The 14774-nt window shown below is 70.1% G+C and carries 10 protein-coding genes; 4 read left to right on the top strand and 6 right to left on the bottom strand.

Features of this window, described 5'->3' with window-relative positions; genetic code table 11:
* The first annotated feature begins 16 nt into the window (after positions 1 to 16).
* Positions 17 to 1255: an FAD-dependent monooxygenase gene (locus tag ABZ396_RS18700; RefSeq protein ID WP_358920943.1), complete on the top strand. Its 1239-nt coding sequence runs from the start codon at positions 17 to 19 to the stop codon at positions 1253 to 1255.
* Here the strand turns inward: ABZ396_RS18700 and ABZ396_RS18695 are convergent.
* A complete protein-coding gene (locus tag ABZ396_RS18695) occupies positions 1202 to 2746 on the bottom strand; it encodes a HAMP domain-containing sensor histidine kinase (protein ID WP_358920941.1) in 1545 nt (514 codons plus the stop codon). The two genes, ABZ396_RS18700 and ABZ396_RS18695, sit on opposite strands and share 54 nt — an antisense overlap.
* A gap of 38 nt (positions 2747 to 2784) precedes the next feature.
* A complete protein-coding gene (locus tag ABZ396_RS18690) occupies positions 2785 to 3447 on the bottom strand; it encodes a response regulator transcription factor (RefSeq protein ID WP_358920939.1) in 663 nt (220 codons plus the stop codon).
* 136 nt (positions 3448 to 3583) lie between these two features.
* Here ABZ396_RS18690 and ABZ396_RS18685 point away from each other — a divergent pair, with 136 nt between their 5' ends.
* Positions 3584 to 4339 (top strand): PepSY domain-containing protein, encoded by a 756-nt coding sequence (locus ABZ396_RS18685; RefSeq protein WP_358920937.1) that lies wholly within the window; start codon positions 3584 to 3586, stop codon positions 4337 to 4339.
* A gap of 343 nt (positions 4340 to 4682) precedes the next feature.
* Here ABZ396_RS18685 and ABZ396_RS18680 read toward each other — a convergent pair whose 3' ends face one another.
* From ABZ396_RS18680 to ABZ396_RS18670, 3 genes are all read right to left on the bottom strand, one after another.
* Positions 4683 to 4871: a hypothetical protein gene (locus tag ABZ396_RS18680; protein ID WP_358920936.1), complete on the bottom strand. Its 189-nt coding sequence runs from the start codon at positions 4869 to 4871 to the stop codon at positions 4683 to 4685.
* Positions 4872 to 4968: 97 nt separating this feature from the next.
* Entirely contained in the window at positions 4969 to 5493 is a 525-nt protein-coding gene (locus ABZ396_RS18675; protein ID WP_358920934.1) for an FMN-binding protein, read from the bottom strand.
* A gap of 43 nt (positions 5494 to 5536) precedes the next feature.
* On the bottom strand, positions 5537 to 6847 hold the full coding sequence (locus ABZ396_RS18670; RefSeq protein WP_358921040.1) for a ferric reductase-like transmembrane domain-containing protein: 1311 nt from the start codon (positions 6845 to 6847) through the stop codon (positions 5537 to 5539).
* A gap of 388 nt (positions 6848 to 7235) precedes the next feature.
* Here ABZ396_RS18670 and ABZ396_RS18665 point away from each other — a divergent pair, with 388 nt between their 5' ends.
* Together ABZ396_RS18665 and ABZ396_RS18660 are read left to right on the top strand one after the other, a co-directional pair.
* The gene (locus tag ABZ396_RS18665) at positions 7236 to 7547 is read left to right on the top strand and encodes a DNA-binding response regulator (protein ID WP_358920932.1); all 312 of its coding nucleotides are present in this window, start codon (positions 7236 to 7238) and stop codon (positions 7545 to 7547) included.
* Positions 7544 to 9052, top strand: a complete 1509-nt coding sequence (locus ABZ396_RS18660) for a HAMP domain-containing sensor histidine kinase (RefSeq protein ID WP_358920930.1) — start codon at positions 7544 to 7546, stop codon at positions 9050 to 9052. The genes ABZ396_RS18665 and ABZ396_RS18660 overlap by 4 nt, the downstream gene beginning before the upstream one ends.
* A gap of 752 nt (positions 9053 to 9804) precedes the next feature.
* On the opposite strand, the gene ABZ396_RS18655 is transcribed toward ABZ396_RS18660, so the two are convergent.
* Positions 9805 to 14649 (bottom strand): HAD-IC family P-type ATPase, encoded by a 4845-nt coding sequence (locus tag ABZ396_RS18655; protein ID WP_358920929.1) that lies wholly within the window; start codon positions 14647 to 14649, stop codon positions 9805 to 9807.
* Between the last annotated feature and the right edge of the window lie 125 nt (positions 14650 to 14774).

Raw genomic sequence — 14774 nt, 5'->3', positions numbered from 1 at the left:
TGCGGGGCCCGCGGGGTTGTACTTCGCGATCTCGGCCAAGTTGAGCGATGCCGGACACGAGGTCACTGTCTTGGAGCGCGATCCGTCGGCAGCTACTTACGGCTGGGGGGTCGTGTACTGGGACGACCTGCTGGACGTCCTCTACCGCAACGATCCCGAAAGTGCGCGAGAGATCGCCGCGAGGTCCGTGTTGTGGCAGGACCAGGAAGTGCGCGTGCATGGCCTCAACGGCCAGCAGACGGCCTACTTCGGAGGTTACGGTTACAGCGTCGGCCGTTCGGCCCTGCTCGACATCCTGGCGCGCCGTGCCTCACAGCTCGGCGTCGACGTCCGGTTCGGCCATTACGTTCCGGACCCCTCGGCGCTTCCCCCGGCGGACCTTGTCGTCGCCGCCGACGGTGCGAACAGCCGGATCCGGGGCCACCACAAGGAATTCGGCACCCGCATCGAGGTCGGTCGCAATCCCTACATCTGGCTCGGCACTGAACAGCAGTTTCGCACTTTCGTGTTCAGCTTCCAGCAAACATCCGCCGGATGGATCTGGTTTCACGCCTATCCCTCGGTCGCCGGAATCAGCACCTGCATCGTCGAATGCTCTCCGCAAACCTGGAAGGCTCTGGGATTCGACCTGCTCGGCGGCGATGCGGGAGTGCGGCTGCTGGAGGGCATCTTCAAACGCACGCTCGACGGCCACCGCCTGCTCAGCCAGTCACGGGGTGCACCGGCGCATTGGCAGCGCTTCGCACACGTGACGAACGACAGCTGGTACCACGGCACGACAGTGCTGCTCGGCGACGCCGCCCACACCACCCACTTTACACTGGGGTCAGGCACCAGACTGGCGATCATCGACGCAGTCGTCCTCGCCCACAGCCTGCGCGAGTACCTGGACGTCCAGGACGCGCTTCGGGAGTACGACCTCCATCGCCGCGCGGAACTCCATCCGGTGCAGGCAGCAGCCCGTACGAGCATGGCGTGGTTCGAGCACGTGGACCAGTACCTCGACCGCGATGCGGTTGCCTTCGCGCACGCCATGTCGGTACGCCACGCCGGTCAGGGCCCCTGGCGCCGCCAACTTCACCTCGCGACCCAGATCACCGCCGTACGCACGGCACGGCGCGCCTTCGCCACTGGCCGACGCCGGTACCTCGCCCACCGACGAGGCGAGGACGCGATGGCGCGGCAGCGGCCTTTGGCGGGTTCACACCTGTGCCGGTGGGAGTCGGAGTTCGAAGAGCGCCCCGCCGGCCCGTGACGTGCCGGCCGTGAGGGTGCCGCCGTGGCGCTGTGCGATATCGCGGGCGATGGCGAGGCCCAGCCCCGCACCGCCGTCGTCACGGCTGCGGGCGTCGTCCAGGCGGACGAACCGCTCGAAGATCCGCTCACTTTCCGCGTGCGGCACGCCGTCGCCGTCGTCGCTGACCGTGAGTACGACCTGGCCGCCGTTGAGTCGTACCGACACGGTCACTTCGCTCCGGGCGTGACGCTGCGCGTTGTCGAGGAGATTGCCGATCACCCGGGCCAACTGGCCGCGTGAGCCGTTCACTTCCCACCGCTGCTCGGCGTCGATCGTCAAGGGGACACGGTCGGCGGGTCGCCGGCCGGCCTCCTCACGGACCAGTTCAGCCAGGTCGACCCGCCGCAGTACCGGCTTCTCCCCCGCGTCGAGCCGGGCAAGCAATAGCAGGTCGCCGGCGAGCTGCTGAAGCCGCTCGGTGTCCTTGACCGCGCCGGAGACGTCGAGCAGCTGCGGATAGGCCGTGCCGACCTCCAGCTGGGTGCGCAACGAGGCGATGGGGCTGCGTAGTTCGTGTGAGGCGTCGGCGACGAAGCGGCGTTGCCTGTCGACGGCGGCCTCCAGGGCTTTGAGCGTTGCGTTGGTCGTTCGGGCGAGCCTGGCGACCTCGTCGTGCGTGGCGGGTTCCGGCACGCGCCTGGAGAGGTCCTCGGATGCGGTGATGGCCGCCATCTCGCGCCGGATGCCCTCCACCGGTGCCAGCGCGCGGCGGGTGACCAGCCAGGTGGCCCCGGCGACCACCGTCAGCAGAACGGGCAGTCCTGCCAGCATGGCGACGGCTGCGGTACTGACCGCGCTCTCCCGGGCCGCCAGCGAAGCGCCTGCGTGGATCGTGACCGTTCGGCCGCCGAGGTCGGTGGCCGTGACGGTCGTGAAGCGGTATTCGGCGCTGCGGCCGCCCAGTGTCGCCCGTCCCGCGCCGTGCTGGACATCGCCGATCTCGCCGATGACTGGTTCGGCGTCCGGGGTGGGCGAGGCCGAGTGGGAACCGTCGCTCGCGTCGTCGGAACCGCGGCCTCGGCCGCGCCCGTGCCGCCCGCTCCCGCTGTTGTCGTCCCCGGCCTCGTGACTCGAAGACGGGGACGGGGACGAGCTGGGGGACGAGGTAGGGGATGACGTCGGACTCGGCGACGCGGTGGCGCCGGCAGGCACCCGCGGCACCCTCACGGCTGCCACGCCTGTGCCGCTGATCTTCTCCAAGCCCGGGCTGGCCGCGAGCAGTTGTCCGTCCTCGGTGGTCACCTGTACGGGCACGTCCTCGGGCAGCGGGAGCCGGGCGTACCGGGCGGCGTCCGCCTTCTGCTGCGCGATGGTCAGGGCGATCTTGCGGGCCGTGTCGTCGGCTTGGCTCTGCGCCTGTTCCGTGAGGTTCGTACGCAGCGAGACCAGTACCGCGATGCCGGCGGCCACCAGCGCGATCGCCACCACCGCCGTCGCACCCAGCGACATCCTGGACTGAACGGATCCGAACGGACGGTGCGGGCGTCTCATGAAGCGACCAGCCGGTAGCCGGCGCCGCGCACCGTCTGTATGGCGGCCGGGCCGAGCTTGCGGCGCAGCGCGCTGATGTAGACCTCGACGATGTTGGGAGCGCCGTCGTAGGCGAAGTCCCAGACGTGCTCCAGGATCTCGGGCTTGCCGACCACCTGCCCGGCCCGTACCACGAGTTGTTCGAGCACGGCGAACTCCTTTGCGGTGAGGGCCACTTCGGTGTCCTCACGGAAGACGCGGCGGGTGGCGGTGTCCACGACCAGGACACCGATGCGATGGACAGGGGATGCCCCCGCGCCCCCGCGACGGCGCACGAGCGCCTTGACGCGGGCGACGAGCACGACGTACGAGAACGGCTTGGTCAAGTAGTCGTCGGCGCCGGTGTCGAGCCCTTCCGCCTCGTCGTACTCGCCGTCCTTGGCCGTGAGCATCAGGATCGGCACGTTGTTCCCCGCCGCGCGGAGCGCGGCGCACACGTGATAGCCGTTCATGCCGGGCAACATGATGTCGAGCACCACCAGGTCGTACACCCCCTCGCCGGCCCGGTGCAGCCCCTCAAGCCCGTCGTGGACGACGTCCACGGCGAAGCCCTCGGCCGTCAGTCCCTTGGCCAGCGAGACCGCGAGCCGCTTCTCGTCCTCAACGATGAGCACGCGCATGTGCCCAGCCTCCCAAATCGAACCTGAAGAGATCTTCAGCCGGCTTCAGGCTGCCTTCAGCCTGTACCGGCCAGATTGGCGTCACGGCACAGACATGACACAGGCCGGGCACAGCCCGGCCGGGGAGGTCTTTCTGATGAAGCGCAACACCACCACCATCGCCGCCGTCGCGGCGGCGATACTCATCGGCGGCGGCTACACGGCGTTCGCCACAAGCGGCGGCGGCCACGGCGGGATCGACGACAGGAGCGGTACGGCGGCCCCGGCCCTGCCGAGTGCGACGTCCGGGCACGACATCGGCGACGACCACGGTGGCGACCGCCCCGCGTCGGGCTCTCGGACGCCGACCAGTGCGACCCTTACGGGCCTCACAGCGAGCGAGTCGGCCGGCACCGCGCTGAAGCGTTATCCGGGGGCGATCGCCTCCGTGGAGCTCGGCCGCGGCAACCAGTGGGAGGTCGAACTGCTGGGCCGGGACGGCGCATGGCACCACCTCAAGGTCGGCGCCACCTCCGGTGCCGTGCACACGGACGATCGTCGCCGGGACGAGGACCGGGTCGCGCTGTCCAAGGCCCAGGTGAGCGCGGAGCAGGCCGCAGCCGCCGCACTCGCGCGCACGCCGGGGGTCGTGACGAAGGTCGACCTGGACGACGACCACGCCACGTACTGGGAGGTCGACATCATCGGCACGGACCGCCTGCGCCACGAGCTGCACGTCAACACCGTCACGGCCGCGGTCTCCGAGGGCCACCACAACAAAGGAACCCCGACCCGGGCGACCACTCGGCCCAGCGCCGACGACCACGGTGGGAACCGTGTGGGCAACGACGACACCCCGGGAGACGACCACGGCGGCAACCGCGGACGGGGCCGGGGCGGAGACGACGGGTGACGAGCCCGACGCCCTGCCATCCACCACGTCGTGGACGGCACGTCAGGTCACTGTGATGCCGGCGATGCAGGTGTCGTTCGGTGATCGAAGTGGTCTTGAAGCAGAACTCGAGTGTGCACGGCAGTGAGCACGGGGCCTTCGTGATCATCGTCATCCGGTAGCGGTCGCCGCTGGCACACAAGAGGGCGCGCCCAATCGCGGGCGCGCCCCCTGTCGTTTCGTAGCGTCGGCCTGCCTCAGGGCCGCGTACCGGAGAACGGCATCGTCGGTCGTGAAGCGTGCTGCTGGCTGGTGCGGGCCGTCAGTGCTCGCCGAAGAAGATCTCCTTGACTTCGCGCAGCGCCTAGCAGACCAGCACGTACCCGGCGGCCGGGTCGGCCCACCACAGGCCAGCCAGAGAATTCAGCACGAGGCCGAGCACCACGGCGGCGGCCAGTAGGCCACCGATCAGAGTGACCCGCCCCTCGGTCTTCAGCACCGGATTGTCCAGCGCAGTGCCGGTGCGTGCTTTGCCGGCGGCGAGCGCGAACATCACCGGGGCCGTCACCGCGGTCCAGCCGACGTGGCGGAAGCGGCGGGGCCTCCCGGATCCGGTGCAAGCCTTGGTGGCTTCGTGCCCCTGGGGCGTCTCAGGCACCGGCCTTGTCCAGGGCGCTCTGGAGGGACTGCGCGTAGCCCTCGCTGGTGTAGGTGGCGCCGGAGACGGCCTGGATCTGCGCGCTCTGCGCGGCCAGTGCCTCCTGGGTGAGCGTGGGAACGGCGTAGGCGGAGATCGACTGGCTGCGCCCATCGCTCGGGATCTGCACTGCTTTCACGTCGGTCAGTTTGCCGTGGGAGAAGGTGGCGGCGAACTGGTACGGGCCGTAGGGGGTCTGCGCGACAGCACCGGTGTAAGTGCCGGTGGCGCCCCCTCCGCTGCCGCCGCTCTTCGACGTGCTGGAGCGGCCGGACCGCCCCGACTCGCTGGAGCCGGTGCTGGAGGACTCACCGGAGCCGGCGCTGGAGTTGGAGCCCGGCTCGGGCGAGGAGACCGCGGCACCGCCGGACGGAGCGGCCAGCGCCGGCGCGACGGACTGATGCGGTTTGAGGGACAGCAGCAGGACCAAGCCCGCGACGGTCGATGTGGCGAGGACGGCAGCACGGCGCATTGCCATGGGACTGGCTCCTTGTGAATCAGCGGACGAATCCTCAGAAGGCTCAGAATGCGAACGTCTCGTGATGGATGCGGCGGCGCGGCACCCCGGCCCGGCGCAGCGCCGGTATCGCGGCGGCCGTCATCCCCGGGGACCCGCACAGGTAGACGTCGCGCTGGGCGATGTCCGGCACGAGGGCGGCCAGTCCCGCCGCGGTGAGTGGCGAGGAGTATTCGACGGGTTCGTCCACCACGTAGTGCACGGTCGCGCCGCGATCCGTCGCTATGGCTTCGAGTTCCTGCCAGAGCGCCAGGTCCTCCGGGCGGCGCGCCCGGTAGACCAGGGTGACGTCTCCGGGCAGTGTCTCGAAGAGAGCTCGCAGCGGGGTGATGCCGATCCCGCCGCCCAGCAGAAGGACCTTGCGGGCCGTTCGGCGGGCCTCGGTGACGGCACCGTACGGCCCCTCGGCCCACACCCGGGTGCCCGGCCGGAGTCCGGCCAGCGCCTCGCTGTGGCCGCCGACGGCCTTCACCGTGATCCGCAGGAAGTCCCCGGCCGGCGCAGCGGAGAGCGAGTACGGGTTCGCCGTCCACCACATCCCGCGGGCGAGGAAACGCCAGCGGAAGAACTGACCGGCCTCGGCGCCCAGTTCGTCCAGGTGCCGTCCGGTCATCCAGACCGACACCACGCCGGGTGCCTCGGACCGCACCTCGACCACGGTCAGCCGGTGCCGCAACGACTGCCGTACCGGGGTGACGAAGCGATACCAGACCAGCAGCGCGGCCACGCCGATGTAGAGGGCGTACCAAGCGAGCTGGGCAGGGCGGTGCGCGACGAAGTCGGCGCCGGTGGAGAGCTGGTGGAAGAAGGCCAGGAAGACGGCGAGATACGTGGCGAAGTGCAGGTAGTGCCACACCTCGTAGCCCAGGCGGCGGCGCGCGGCGCGGGCCGAGACGATCCCGGTGGCGACCAGGAGCAGGAAGCCCGCGGTGGCTTTGAGCATGTCGGGATAGGTGAGGACGAGCGTGGTGGTCTGGCTCACGACGTCGGTGTGGGTGGTTGCCGCGTAGCCGAGGATGATCAGCAGCGTGTGGGCGAGCGAGAGCGACACGGTGTAGCGGCCGCCCAGCGCGTGCCAGCGGGCGAGGCGGTCGGAGCCGACCGCCCGTTCCAGCAGGGGAAAGCGGGACATCAGGGCGAGCAGCACCGCGCACGCGTAACCCGCCAGCAGGCCGGTGACCCGGCCGGCGTCGGTCAGCCATCCGGCCGGGCCGACCACCGAGGTGGTGTCGATCCACCACAGACCGACCACTGCTGCGGCCCCGCCGCAGATCAGCAACTGGGCCACGACCGGAACGGTGCGGGGGGAGGCCATGGAGGGCTGCGGGGGGCGGAGCCTGGGACGGCTGCGGTAGGTGGTGGTGGCCACGGGACTCCTCTCGTCGACTCACGGTGTCTGTGGTGCATGGACGCCGCGTCGACGTGGTGGTGCGTCGATGTGGTGCGTGTGCGTCGGCAACGTTTCCAGCGGAACTTCTCAAAGACCTCTGAAAGAACCCTTCGTTCTCCTCTTCAGAGAGAAATCAGAAACAGCTGGGAATCGGCGTTGCCCACGGGATTTTCCTTAGATGGGGAATGATTACCGGTCACCCTGGCAGCGCCTGCTCTGAAAATCCTCTGAACCGCCACCAGGTCAATTCAGAGGGGATTGAGATGAACGTCATGCGCTACCACGGTCGGGTCCGGGTGATCCTGGACGCATCATGAAGAACGCAATTCCCCCGGCCGCATTGCGCCGGCCCGACGGCAGCCCAGTCCGTGTCCGCGTCGTGGACGACGAACCTGATCTGACGGAGGTCCTCGCACAGAGCCTGCGCCACGAGCGCTGTGAGGTGCGCAGCGCAGGCGACGGGGCGTCCGCGGTGGCCACGGCGCGTGCTTTCGACTTCGGCGGGCAGGCCCACGCCGTCGAGCTGTACATCAGCTACCTGCGCAAGAAGATCGATGCGGGGCGGACACCTTTGATCCACACGGTGCGCGGAGTCGGTTACGTCCTCGAGCCGGAGGCATCATGAGAAGCCTCGGGAAGGGCACTCTCGCAGCGCGGCTGCCGCTTCCCCTCACCCTGCGCGCCCGCCTCACCGCGGGGCTGGTGGCACTGCTCGCCCTCGCCTGTGCGGCGGTCGGCGTGACAAGCGTGGTGGCTCTGAACCATTTCCAAGTGCGCCGCCTCGACCAGCAGCTCAGCGCGACGGAGGGCCGATTCGCGGCGAGCATGGAGCACGAGCACCGCCCCGACTTCGACAACCAGGCAGACACCCGCGGTCAGTCATACGGAACGTTCGGCGCTCGTCTCCACCCCGGACAACCGACCCGAGCGGCCGTGGTGCGCGACGGCACGGACGCGTCCGTGCCCCTCACAGCCGGCGACCGCGCCGCGCTGGCCGCCGTCCCCCCGGGCGCGCAGGGCCACACGGTCATGCTCTCCGGGCTTGGCCACTACCGCGTCGTCGCCGTCCACGGCGACGAAAGCGACGTGCTGATCACCGGGCTTCCCATGCGTCCCGCGGAGGAGACCATCCACCGGCTCGAAACCGTGGAGATCATCGTGTTCGCCACCGTACTGATCGTCACAGGTGTGGCCGGGGCGCTGTGGGTCCGGCTGTCACTGCGCCCGCTGGCCCGGGTCACAGCCACCGCCCAGGAGGTCGTGAAGCGCCCGCTGGCCAGCGGCGAGGTGGCCATGCCCGACCCAGTGCCGCAGGCAGATCCGCACACGGAGGTCGGGCGCGTAGGCTCCGCGCTCAACGGCATGCTCGGGCATGTCGGTGACGCGCTGGCCCGGCGCCATGCGAGCGAGGAGAGACTGCGTCACTTCGCCGCCGACGCCAGCCACGAACTGCGCACTCCAGTGGCCACGGTCCGGGCCCACACGGAACTCGCGCTGCGGCATTCCGACACGATGACCGACGAGGTCCGCCACGCCCTCACCCGCATCCAGTCGGAGAGCCGGCGAATGAGCGGCCTCGTCGACGACCTGCTGCTCCTCGCCCGCCTGGACGCGGGCCGACCGCTGGCCCGTGAGACGGTCGACCTGACCCGGCTCGTTCTCGACGCGACGGACGACGCCCGCGTCGCAGGCCCGGACCATCGCTGGATCCTCAACCTGCCCGAAGAACCGGTGACGGTCATCGGCGACCCGCACCGCCTGCACCAGGTCGTCGCCAACCTCCTCGCCAACGCCCGGATCCACACACCGCCTGGTACGAACGTGTCGCTGCGGCTCGACATCGGAGCTGAGGCCGCCCAGCTGACGATCACAGACGACGGGACCGGCATACCGGAGACCTTCCTGCCCGACCTCTTCGAACGCTTCTCCCGCGCCGACCCGAGCCGGTCGCGTTCAGCCGGCGGCACCGGCCTCGGGCTCGCGATCGTAGCCGCCGTGGTACAGGCCCACCACGGCTCGGTCGAGGTCACCAGCCGCCCAGGCAACACAGCCTTCGACGTCCGCTTGCCGAAGGCGGAACCTGAGGGCCCCCTCCCCGCCAACGTGATGAGTCGGGTAACAAAACAGTGAGAATCGCCAGTGCACCGCCCCGGGTCAGTAGAGATGGTATGCATCCGGAAGGAAGGTCGCCGAGGTCGCCCGGCTCCTCGGCATCAGCGACCAGACGATCCATGCATAGCGTCGCCAGCACCTCCCTCCCCCTGCCTTCGCACCGCGACGGCTCGAGGCTTGCTGTTCCCAGCCCGCCGGGCGGGAATGCCTGGCCGGCCCCCCGTGTTCTACCGAGCGTGGTTGTGGAGGGGACAGTGTCCCCGGGCCTCACCTATTGCCTATGAGGACGATCGTTCGGCTGAAGCCTCATGGAGCCTTTCGCCGCGTAGGCGACCGCCCTTCACGACCACACATGCGTCGGTGGCCCGCCCCGGATTTCCCGAGGCGGGCCACCGTCATGTCCGGCGCCGTGACGCTGATCGATCTGTTCTGGACTTCAGCTCTCGCCATCCTCTGGGACCGACGACCGCTCAAGGCAGGGGGCAGGCCGGATGTTCTCGCTAGGTAGCTGCTGGGCGGTGTGTACCGCGGCGTGAAGGAGAAGACGTGCGGGCAGTCCCAGACCGCTGGCGTCGATAGCGATACCGATCAGGGGCGCGGCGAGGGGGGTGAGGGTTCGCATGAGGGGCTGTATGGGAGGGGTGCGGGGCAGTCGGATGACAAGGGTGAGGGGCACGAAGGTTTCCTTGAGCCGGTCAAGCCGTGTGGAAGGTGGCTTGGGTTGCCGGTTTTGCTCAGGAGAGTCCGCTGTTGAGACGTATCAGTGGCCTCTAACCCTCTGCACGTTCAAATGCTGGTGAACGCCCGGGGGCGAGGGTCTGCCCGTCGTCGAGCGGAATGGTTGGCGGTTCGGAGTTGTGGTGGGCAGGGTGCTGGACGCTGATGTGTGTCAGGAGCCGTGGGGCGGCTGCGGCGGTGAGGGTGGCTGTGGTGGCTGTGGTGGCGACCGTGGCCCAAGCGATGGGGCCAAGGGGGGTGCAGCCGAAGAAGTGGCTGAGCCCTGGGGTTTGCACGACGGTGAGGAGGGCTGTCGTGGAGAGGGCGGTGGTGGTCAGGACCAGGGGACTGCGCCAGTCGGTGATGAGGGTCTGACCGAGCTGAGCGGTGATGAGGGCCGCCAGGCCCATGGTGTCGGCGCGGCGGGCACGGCCGGTGAGCCGGCCGGTCTGCCAGGCGGCGGTCGCGGCCAGGGTGGTGGCGGTACCGCGGATGGCCAGCAGCCGCGCCAGAGCAGGTCCCATGAGAGCGGGCGCGGGCTGGTTCATGGCCGCGGTGTTCGCTGCTGTGGTGCGGTGGGCGAGCGCGACGGCCAGGGCGGGGAGCATGTCGGTGAGGAGGTTGACCAGGAGGAGCTGGCGGGTGCCGAGGGGGGCCCGGCCGGCGAGTGCGGTGCCCAGGATGGTGAAGGCGACTTCGCCGGCGTTGCCGCCGACGAGGATGGCGACGGCGTCGCGGACGCTGGCCCATAGGGCGCGTCCTTCATAGAGTGCGTCGAGGATGCGGGTGAGGTCGGGGTCGGTCAGGACGAGGTCGGCGGCGGCGCGGGCGGCGGTGGAACCGTGTGCGGCCAGGCCAATGCCGATGTCGGCGAGGCGGATGGCGGCTGCGTCGTTGACGCCGTCGCCGGCCATGGCGACGACGTGCCCGGCCTGGCGCAGGGCCTGGACGATGCGGACTTTGTGTTCCGGCGAGACCCGGGCGAAGAGACTGGCCTGGTCGATGACTGTGGTGCGGTCGGCGGCCGTCAGGGAGTCGATGTCGGTGCCGGTGAGGATGGTCTGGGTGTGGGGGATGCCCAGGTCGCGGGCGATGGCGGCGGCGGTGGCCGGATGGTCCCCGGTGATCATCACAACGCGTACGCCTGCGTCGGTGAGGCGCTTGACGGCGTCGGCGGCTCCTGGACGGGGAGCGTCGGCGATGGCCAGGAATCCCAGCAGCGTCAGATCGTGGACCAGGTCGGCCACTACGTCAGCCGACATGGCGGTGCAGGGTTCCTCAGCGGACTGGGTGGCGTCGTCCGTGGATGATTCGGCTGTGTGCAGGGTGGTCTGAGCGACGGCGAGGACCCGCAGGCCCTGGTCGGCGAGCTGCCGCATCATGCGGTGAGCGGCTGCCCGCCGCTGGTCATCGAGCGGGACCGGATCGATGTCGCCGTCTGCCGCACCGTTTCGGTCTTCCGTAGGACCGGTGTCGGTGTCGAAGGTGGTGGAGCAGCGCCGGAGAATGATCTCGGGTGCCCCTTTGACCGAGAGGACACGGCGGCCGTTCTCGGTTCCCAGGGAGGCCGAATAGCCGCGGCTGGCCTCGAAGGGCAGTTCCACATCCTGTACCCAGGCGGGGTCCTCGATCTCGTATGTGGCGGCGGCTTCCAGCACGGCACGGTCGGTGGCGTGTGCCGGGGGCGCGTCGGTGGCCGGGCAGGCCCGTGCGGCCGCGCGCAGCAAGCGGTGTGCCTGGGGCCTGTCGGACGGAAGGATCTCCTCGGGTGAGGCCAGACGGGTCAGGGTGAGGCGGCCTTCGGTGAGCGTGCCGGTCTTGTCGAAGCAGATGACGTCGACGCGGCCGAGGGCCTCCAAGACGCGGGCGGAGCGGGGCAGCACACCGTAGCGGGACAGCCGCCGTGCGGCTGCCGACTGAGCGACGGTGGCGACCAGCGGCAGGCCCTCGGGGACCGCGGCCACAGCGACCGCCACCCCGGAGGACAAAGCCTGACGCAGAGGGACGCCGCGCAGCAGTCCCAGGGCGGTGACCGCTGCTCCGCCGATACCGACCACGGGCAGAGCCGCCTTCGTCAGGGCAGCGAGGTGTCCCTCGATGCCGGAGGCGGTGGTGGCGCCTCCGGCCAGGTCGGCGGCGCGACCTGCTTCGGTCTGCTCGCCGGTCGCGACGACGATCGCCAGGCCGGTGCCTGCTAGTACCGTGCATCCCTGGTAGACCATGCAGGATCGCTCCGCCAGGTCCGCGCCCGGAGTAGCCGCAGGAGTCTTGGCCACGGCGATGGGTTCACCGGTCAGTGCCGCCTCATCGACCTCGAGACGCTCGCTGGCCAGTAGCCGGGCGTCCGCGGGCACCACCTCAGAGGGGCGCAGCCTGATCAGGTCGCCCACCTGAAGACGGCTTGCGTCGACGGCATCAAGGTCGGCTGTTTCCTGCAGTCCGGGGAAGCGTTGGCTGTCGGCGCTCGTCTGGTCGTCGTCCGGCGTCCAGCACACGCGATGGGCGGTGATGGTCTCGTTCGCCAGCAGAGTCTTCAGGGCCTGCTCAGCGCGCATCCGCTGGGCACCGCTGATGACGGCGTTGCCGACCATCACCCCGCCCACCAGCAGCGAGTCGACGCCCGAGCCGACGGCGGCGGACGCCGCAGCCCCCAGGGCCAGGACCGGCGTAAGGGGGTCACGCAGCTCCTCGCGCACCGCATCCAGCAGCTCCACACCATGCTGGGCTTGCACGGTCAGGCCCAAGGACGTCACTGCCCAGCCCACGGCAGCGGCCAGCCGGTCCCCGATTCGCTCGAGTGCTGTGGGGGCGGCGACCGAAGCAGTCGTCTGCTGTTCTTCCGCGCCGCGGCGCAACTGGCGGAGGATATGGAAGGCGTCGTGTGCGTCCATGGCGTGCCAGGCACCGCGGATACGGCCGGCGGGCAGAGGCTGGCGGGCCAGGCGCCGGGCCGCCCGCGCGGCGCCGACCTGAGCCAGGAACGCTGCGCCGTAGACGGGAGATGCCGTCAAACCCCAGGTGCTGTGCCGGGCACCGGCGGCCGCGATCAGCGCGCCGAGCGCCGATCCGCCCATCGACAGGCGAGCCGAGGCCGCGCTGACCTGGCGCGCCTCGTCCAGAGCGGACAGCACGCGCCACACATGCTCCAGTCCTGTCCCGCACACGACGTCCGCCGACCACAAAGCTCCAGGAGCCGGCTCCCCGGTGTCCGCCGGAGGGGGGAAGGCGATCCCCACATCGGCGGCTGATAGTGCTTCGCCGTCACAGCAGGTCACCAGCGCGACCACGTGACCGTCGCTCTGCAGAGTGCGTACCCGCTCGGCCATTGTCCCGGCGGCGGGCACGGCGCAGTCCGCCCACCGCAGCAACTCCGCAGCACTGGCATGCTGCGTCAATTCCAGACGGCGGCCGCCTGAGCGGGCCGCGGTAATCACTGCGTCAGCCAGAGGATCGAGCTCGCATCCCACCACGACCCGCCCGAGCAGCCGGCCGTCCGCGTCACGAACCTCAAGGTGCATACCGGGAGCAGAATCAGGCTGCTGCCCAACGGCGCCTGGCTGGCGCCGTAGCTGCCGGCCACCCGCCGTCCACGGGCCCGGACCGGACATCTCCCTGAGCGTCCGCCCGGTCAGGACCTTCTGGGCGGCCTCCCACAGCACCGCCTCGTCCTGCTCCTCACCGGCTGCCACCGACAGCAGCCGTACTCGGGGAAGGCACAAGGCCCCGGAGCCGATCACTACGGCGGAGACCCGGTCCAGCAAGCGCAGCGCCCCGGGGTTCATCGGCACCACACCCGCCTGTGCCAGGTCACGGCCCAGCAGTGCACAGAACGCCTCGCGCCCCGCCCTCGCAGCTTTGGGCACGGTCGCCAAGACGGCTTGACCCGCGTGCTCGGCATTCCTGGTCCATGTGGCTACCCCAGCCGCCCCCAGCAGCGCGGCCAGCGATGTCCGCTCCGCACACTTTTCCACCGGTCCGGCCGGCATCGCGGCCGGCCGCGGCAACGACGTGACGGCCTGCCGCGGCAAACCGGCGCCGCCAGCGACCAGCTCCCGCTCCCGGAGCTCCCACACCGCCCGTCTGCTGCGCGCCTCGCCAAGCCTCCACCACTGCTGGATCGCGTCCAGCGCCAGGGGGGTTGTCCCTCCTGTGGCGGAATACACCACAGCGCCGGCCATGGTCAAAAACGTGTCTGCATGCGCACGCCCCACCTGCCGCACGAGCCACCGGCGCATCTGCGGCTGGGTGTCGGCGACCACCAGCGGAACCCGCACAAGGCGCGGCAACCTGGCCGCCGAGGCCATCAAGCCCGCCAGCGCGCCGAGCAGCCCCACACAGTCGGAAACCAAGGCCACCCTGGCCAGGACCTCCGGGACATCATCGAACGCCGCACCAGGCCGGTCCTGGGTGAACGGATGCTCCGCGGCACCATGCGACTGTTCCACGGCGCGCACCACATCCAGCAGCTCGTCGAGGCTGAAATCCTCCTCCACCGCGTCGACCACCACATGCCCCAGCGCCGCATTGACCCGAACCCAGCGCACCCCCGCCACACCGGCCAGCGCCGGTTCCAGCCCCCCAGCCAGCCGCTCCTGTGTCTCCCCCCTCCCGACCAGTCCCCGCACTTCGATGTGCGCCCGGCCGGGCCGCGACCACACCCGCCGACGGCCCCTGACCGGCCCCGCGTCCCGCACCACCTCAGCCGCTCTTGCCACCTCACCCGAGACGGCACCGCCCACGCGCTCAGCGGTCTGCCGCCCCCACTCGACCGCCCGCAACACCTCCACCGGGGCCCGCACCGCATGCAAGGTGATCACCCCAGCAGACGAGGCCGCCGCCGCGGACGCCTCAGCCACGAACCAGCGGCCCAGCGACACCACCACATCACTCCGCAGCACCGGCGCAACTCCCTCACCCAGTCCAACACCAGCGGCTTCCGTCTTGGCTCACCGGCCTACGGCACTCTCAGATGAATTGGCTCTGAAATCTACATGAATGCACCGTAATGTGGTGGGAACCGGTC

This window comes from Streptomyces sp. NPDC005866 (assembly GCF_040629895.1).
Taxonomy (GTDB): Bacteria; Actinomycetota; Actinomycetes; order Streptomycetales; family Streptomycetaceae; genus Streptomyces.
Note: the sequence above shows the minus strand (reverse complement) of the source record. Positions and strands in the feature narration are given on the sequence as shown.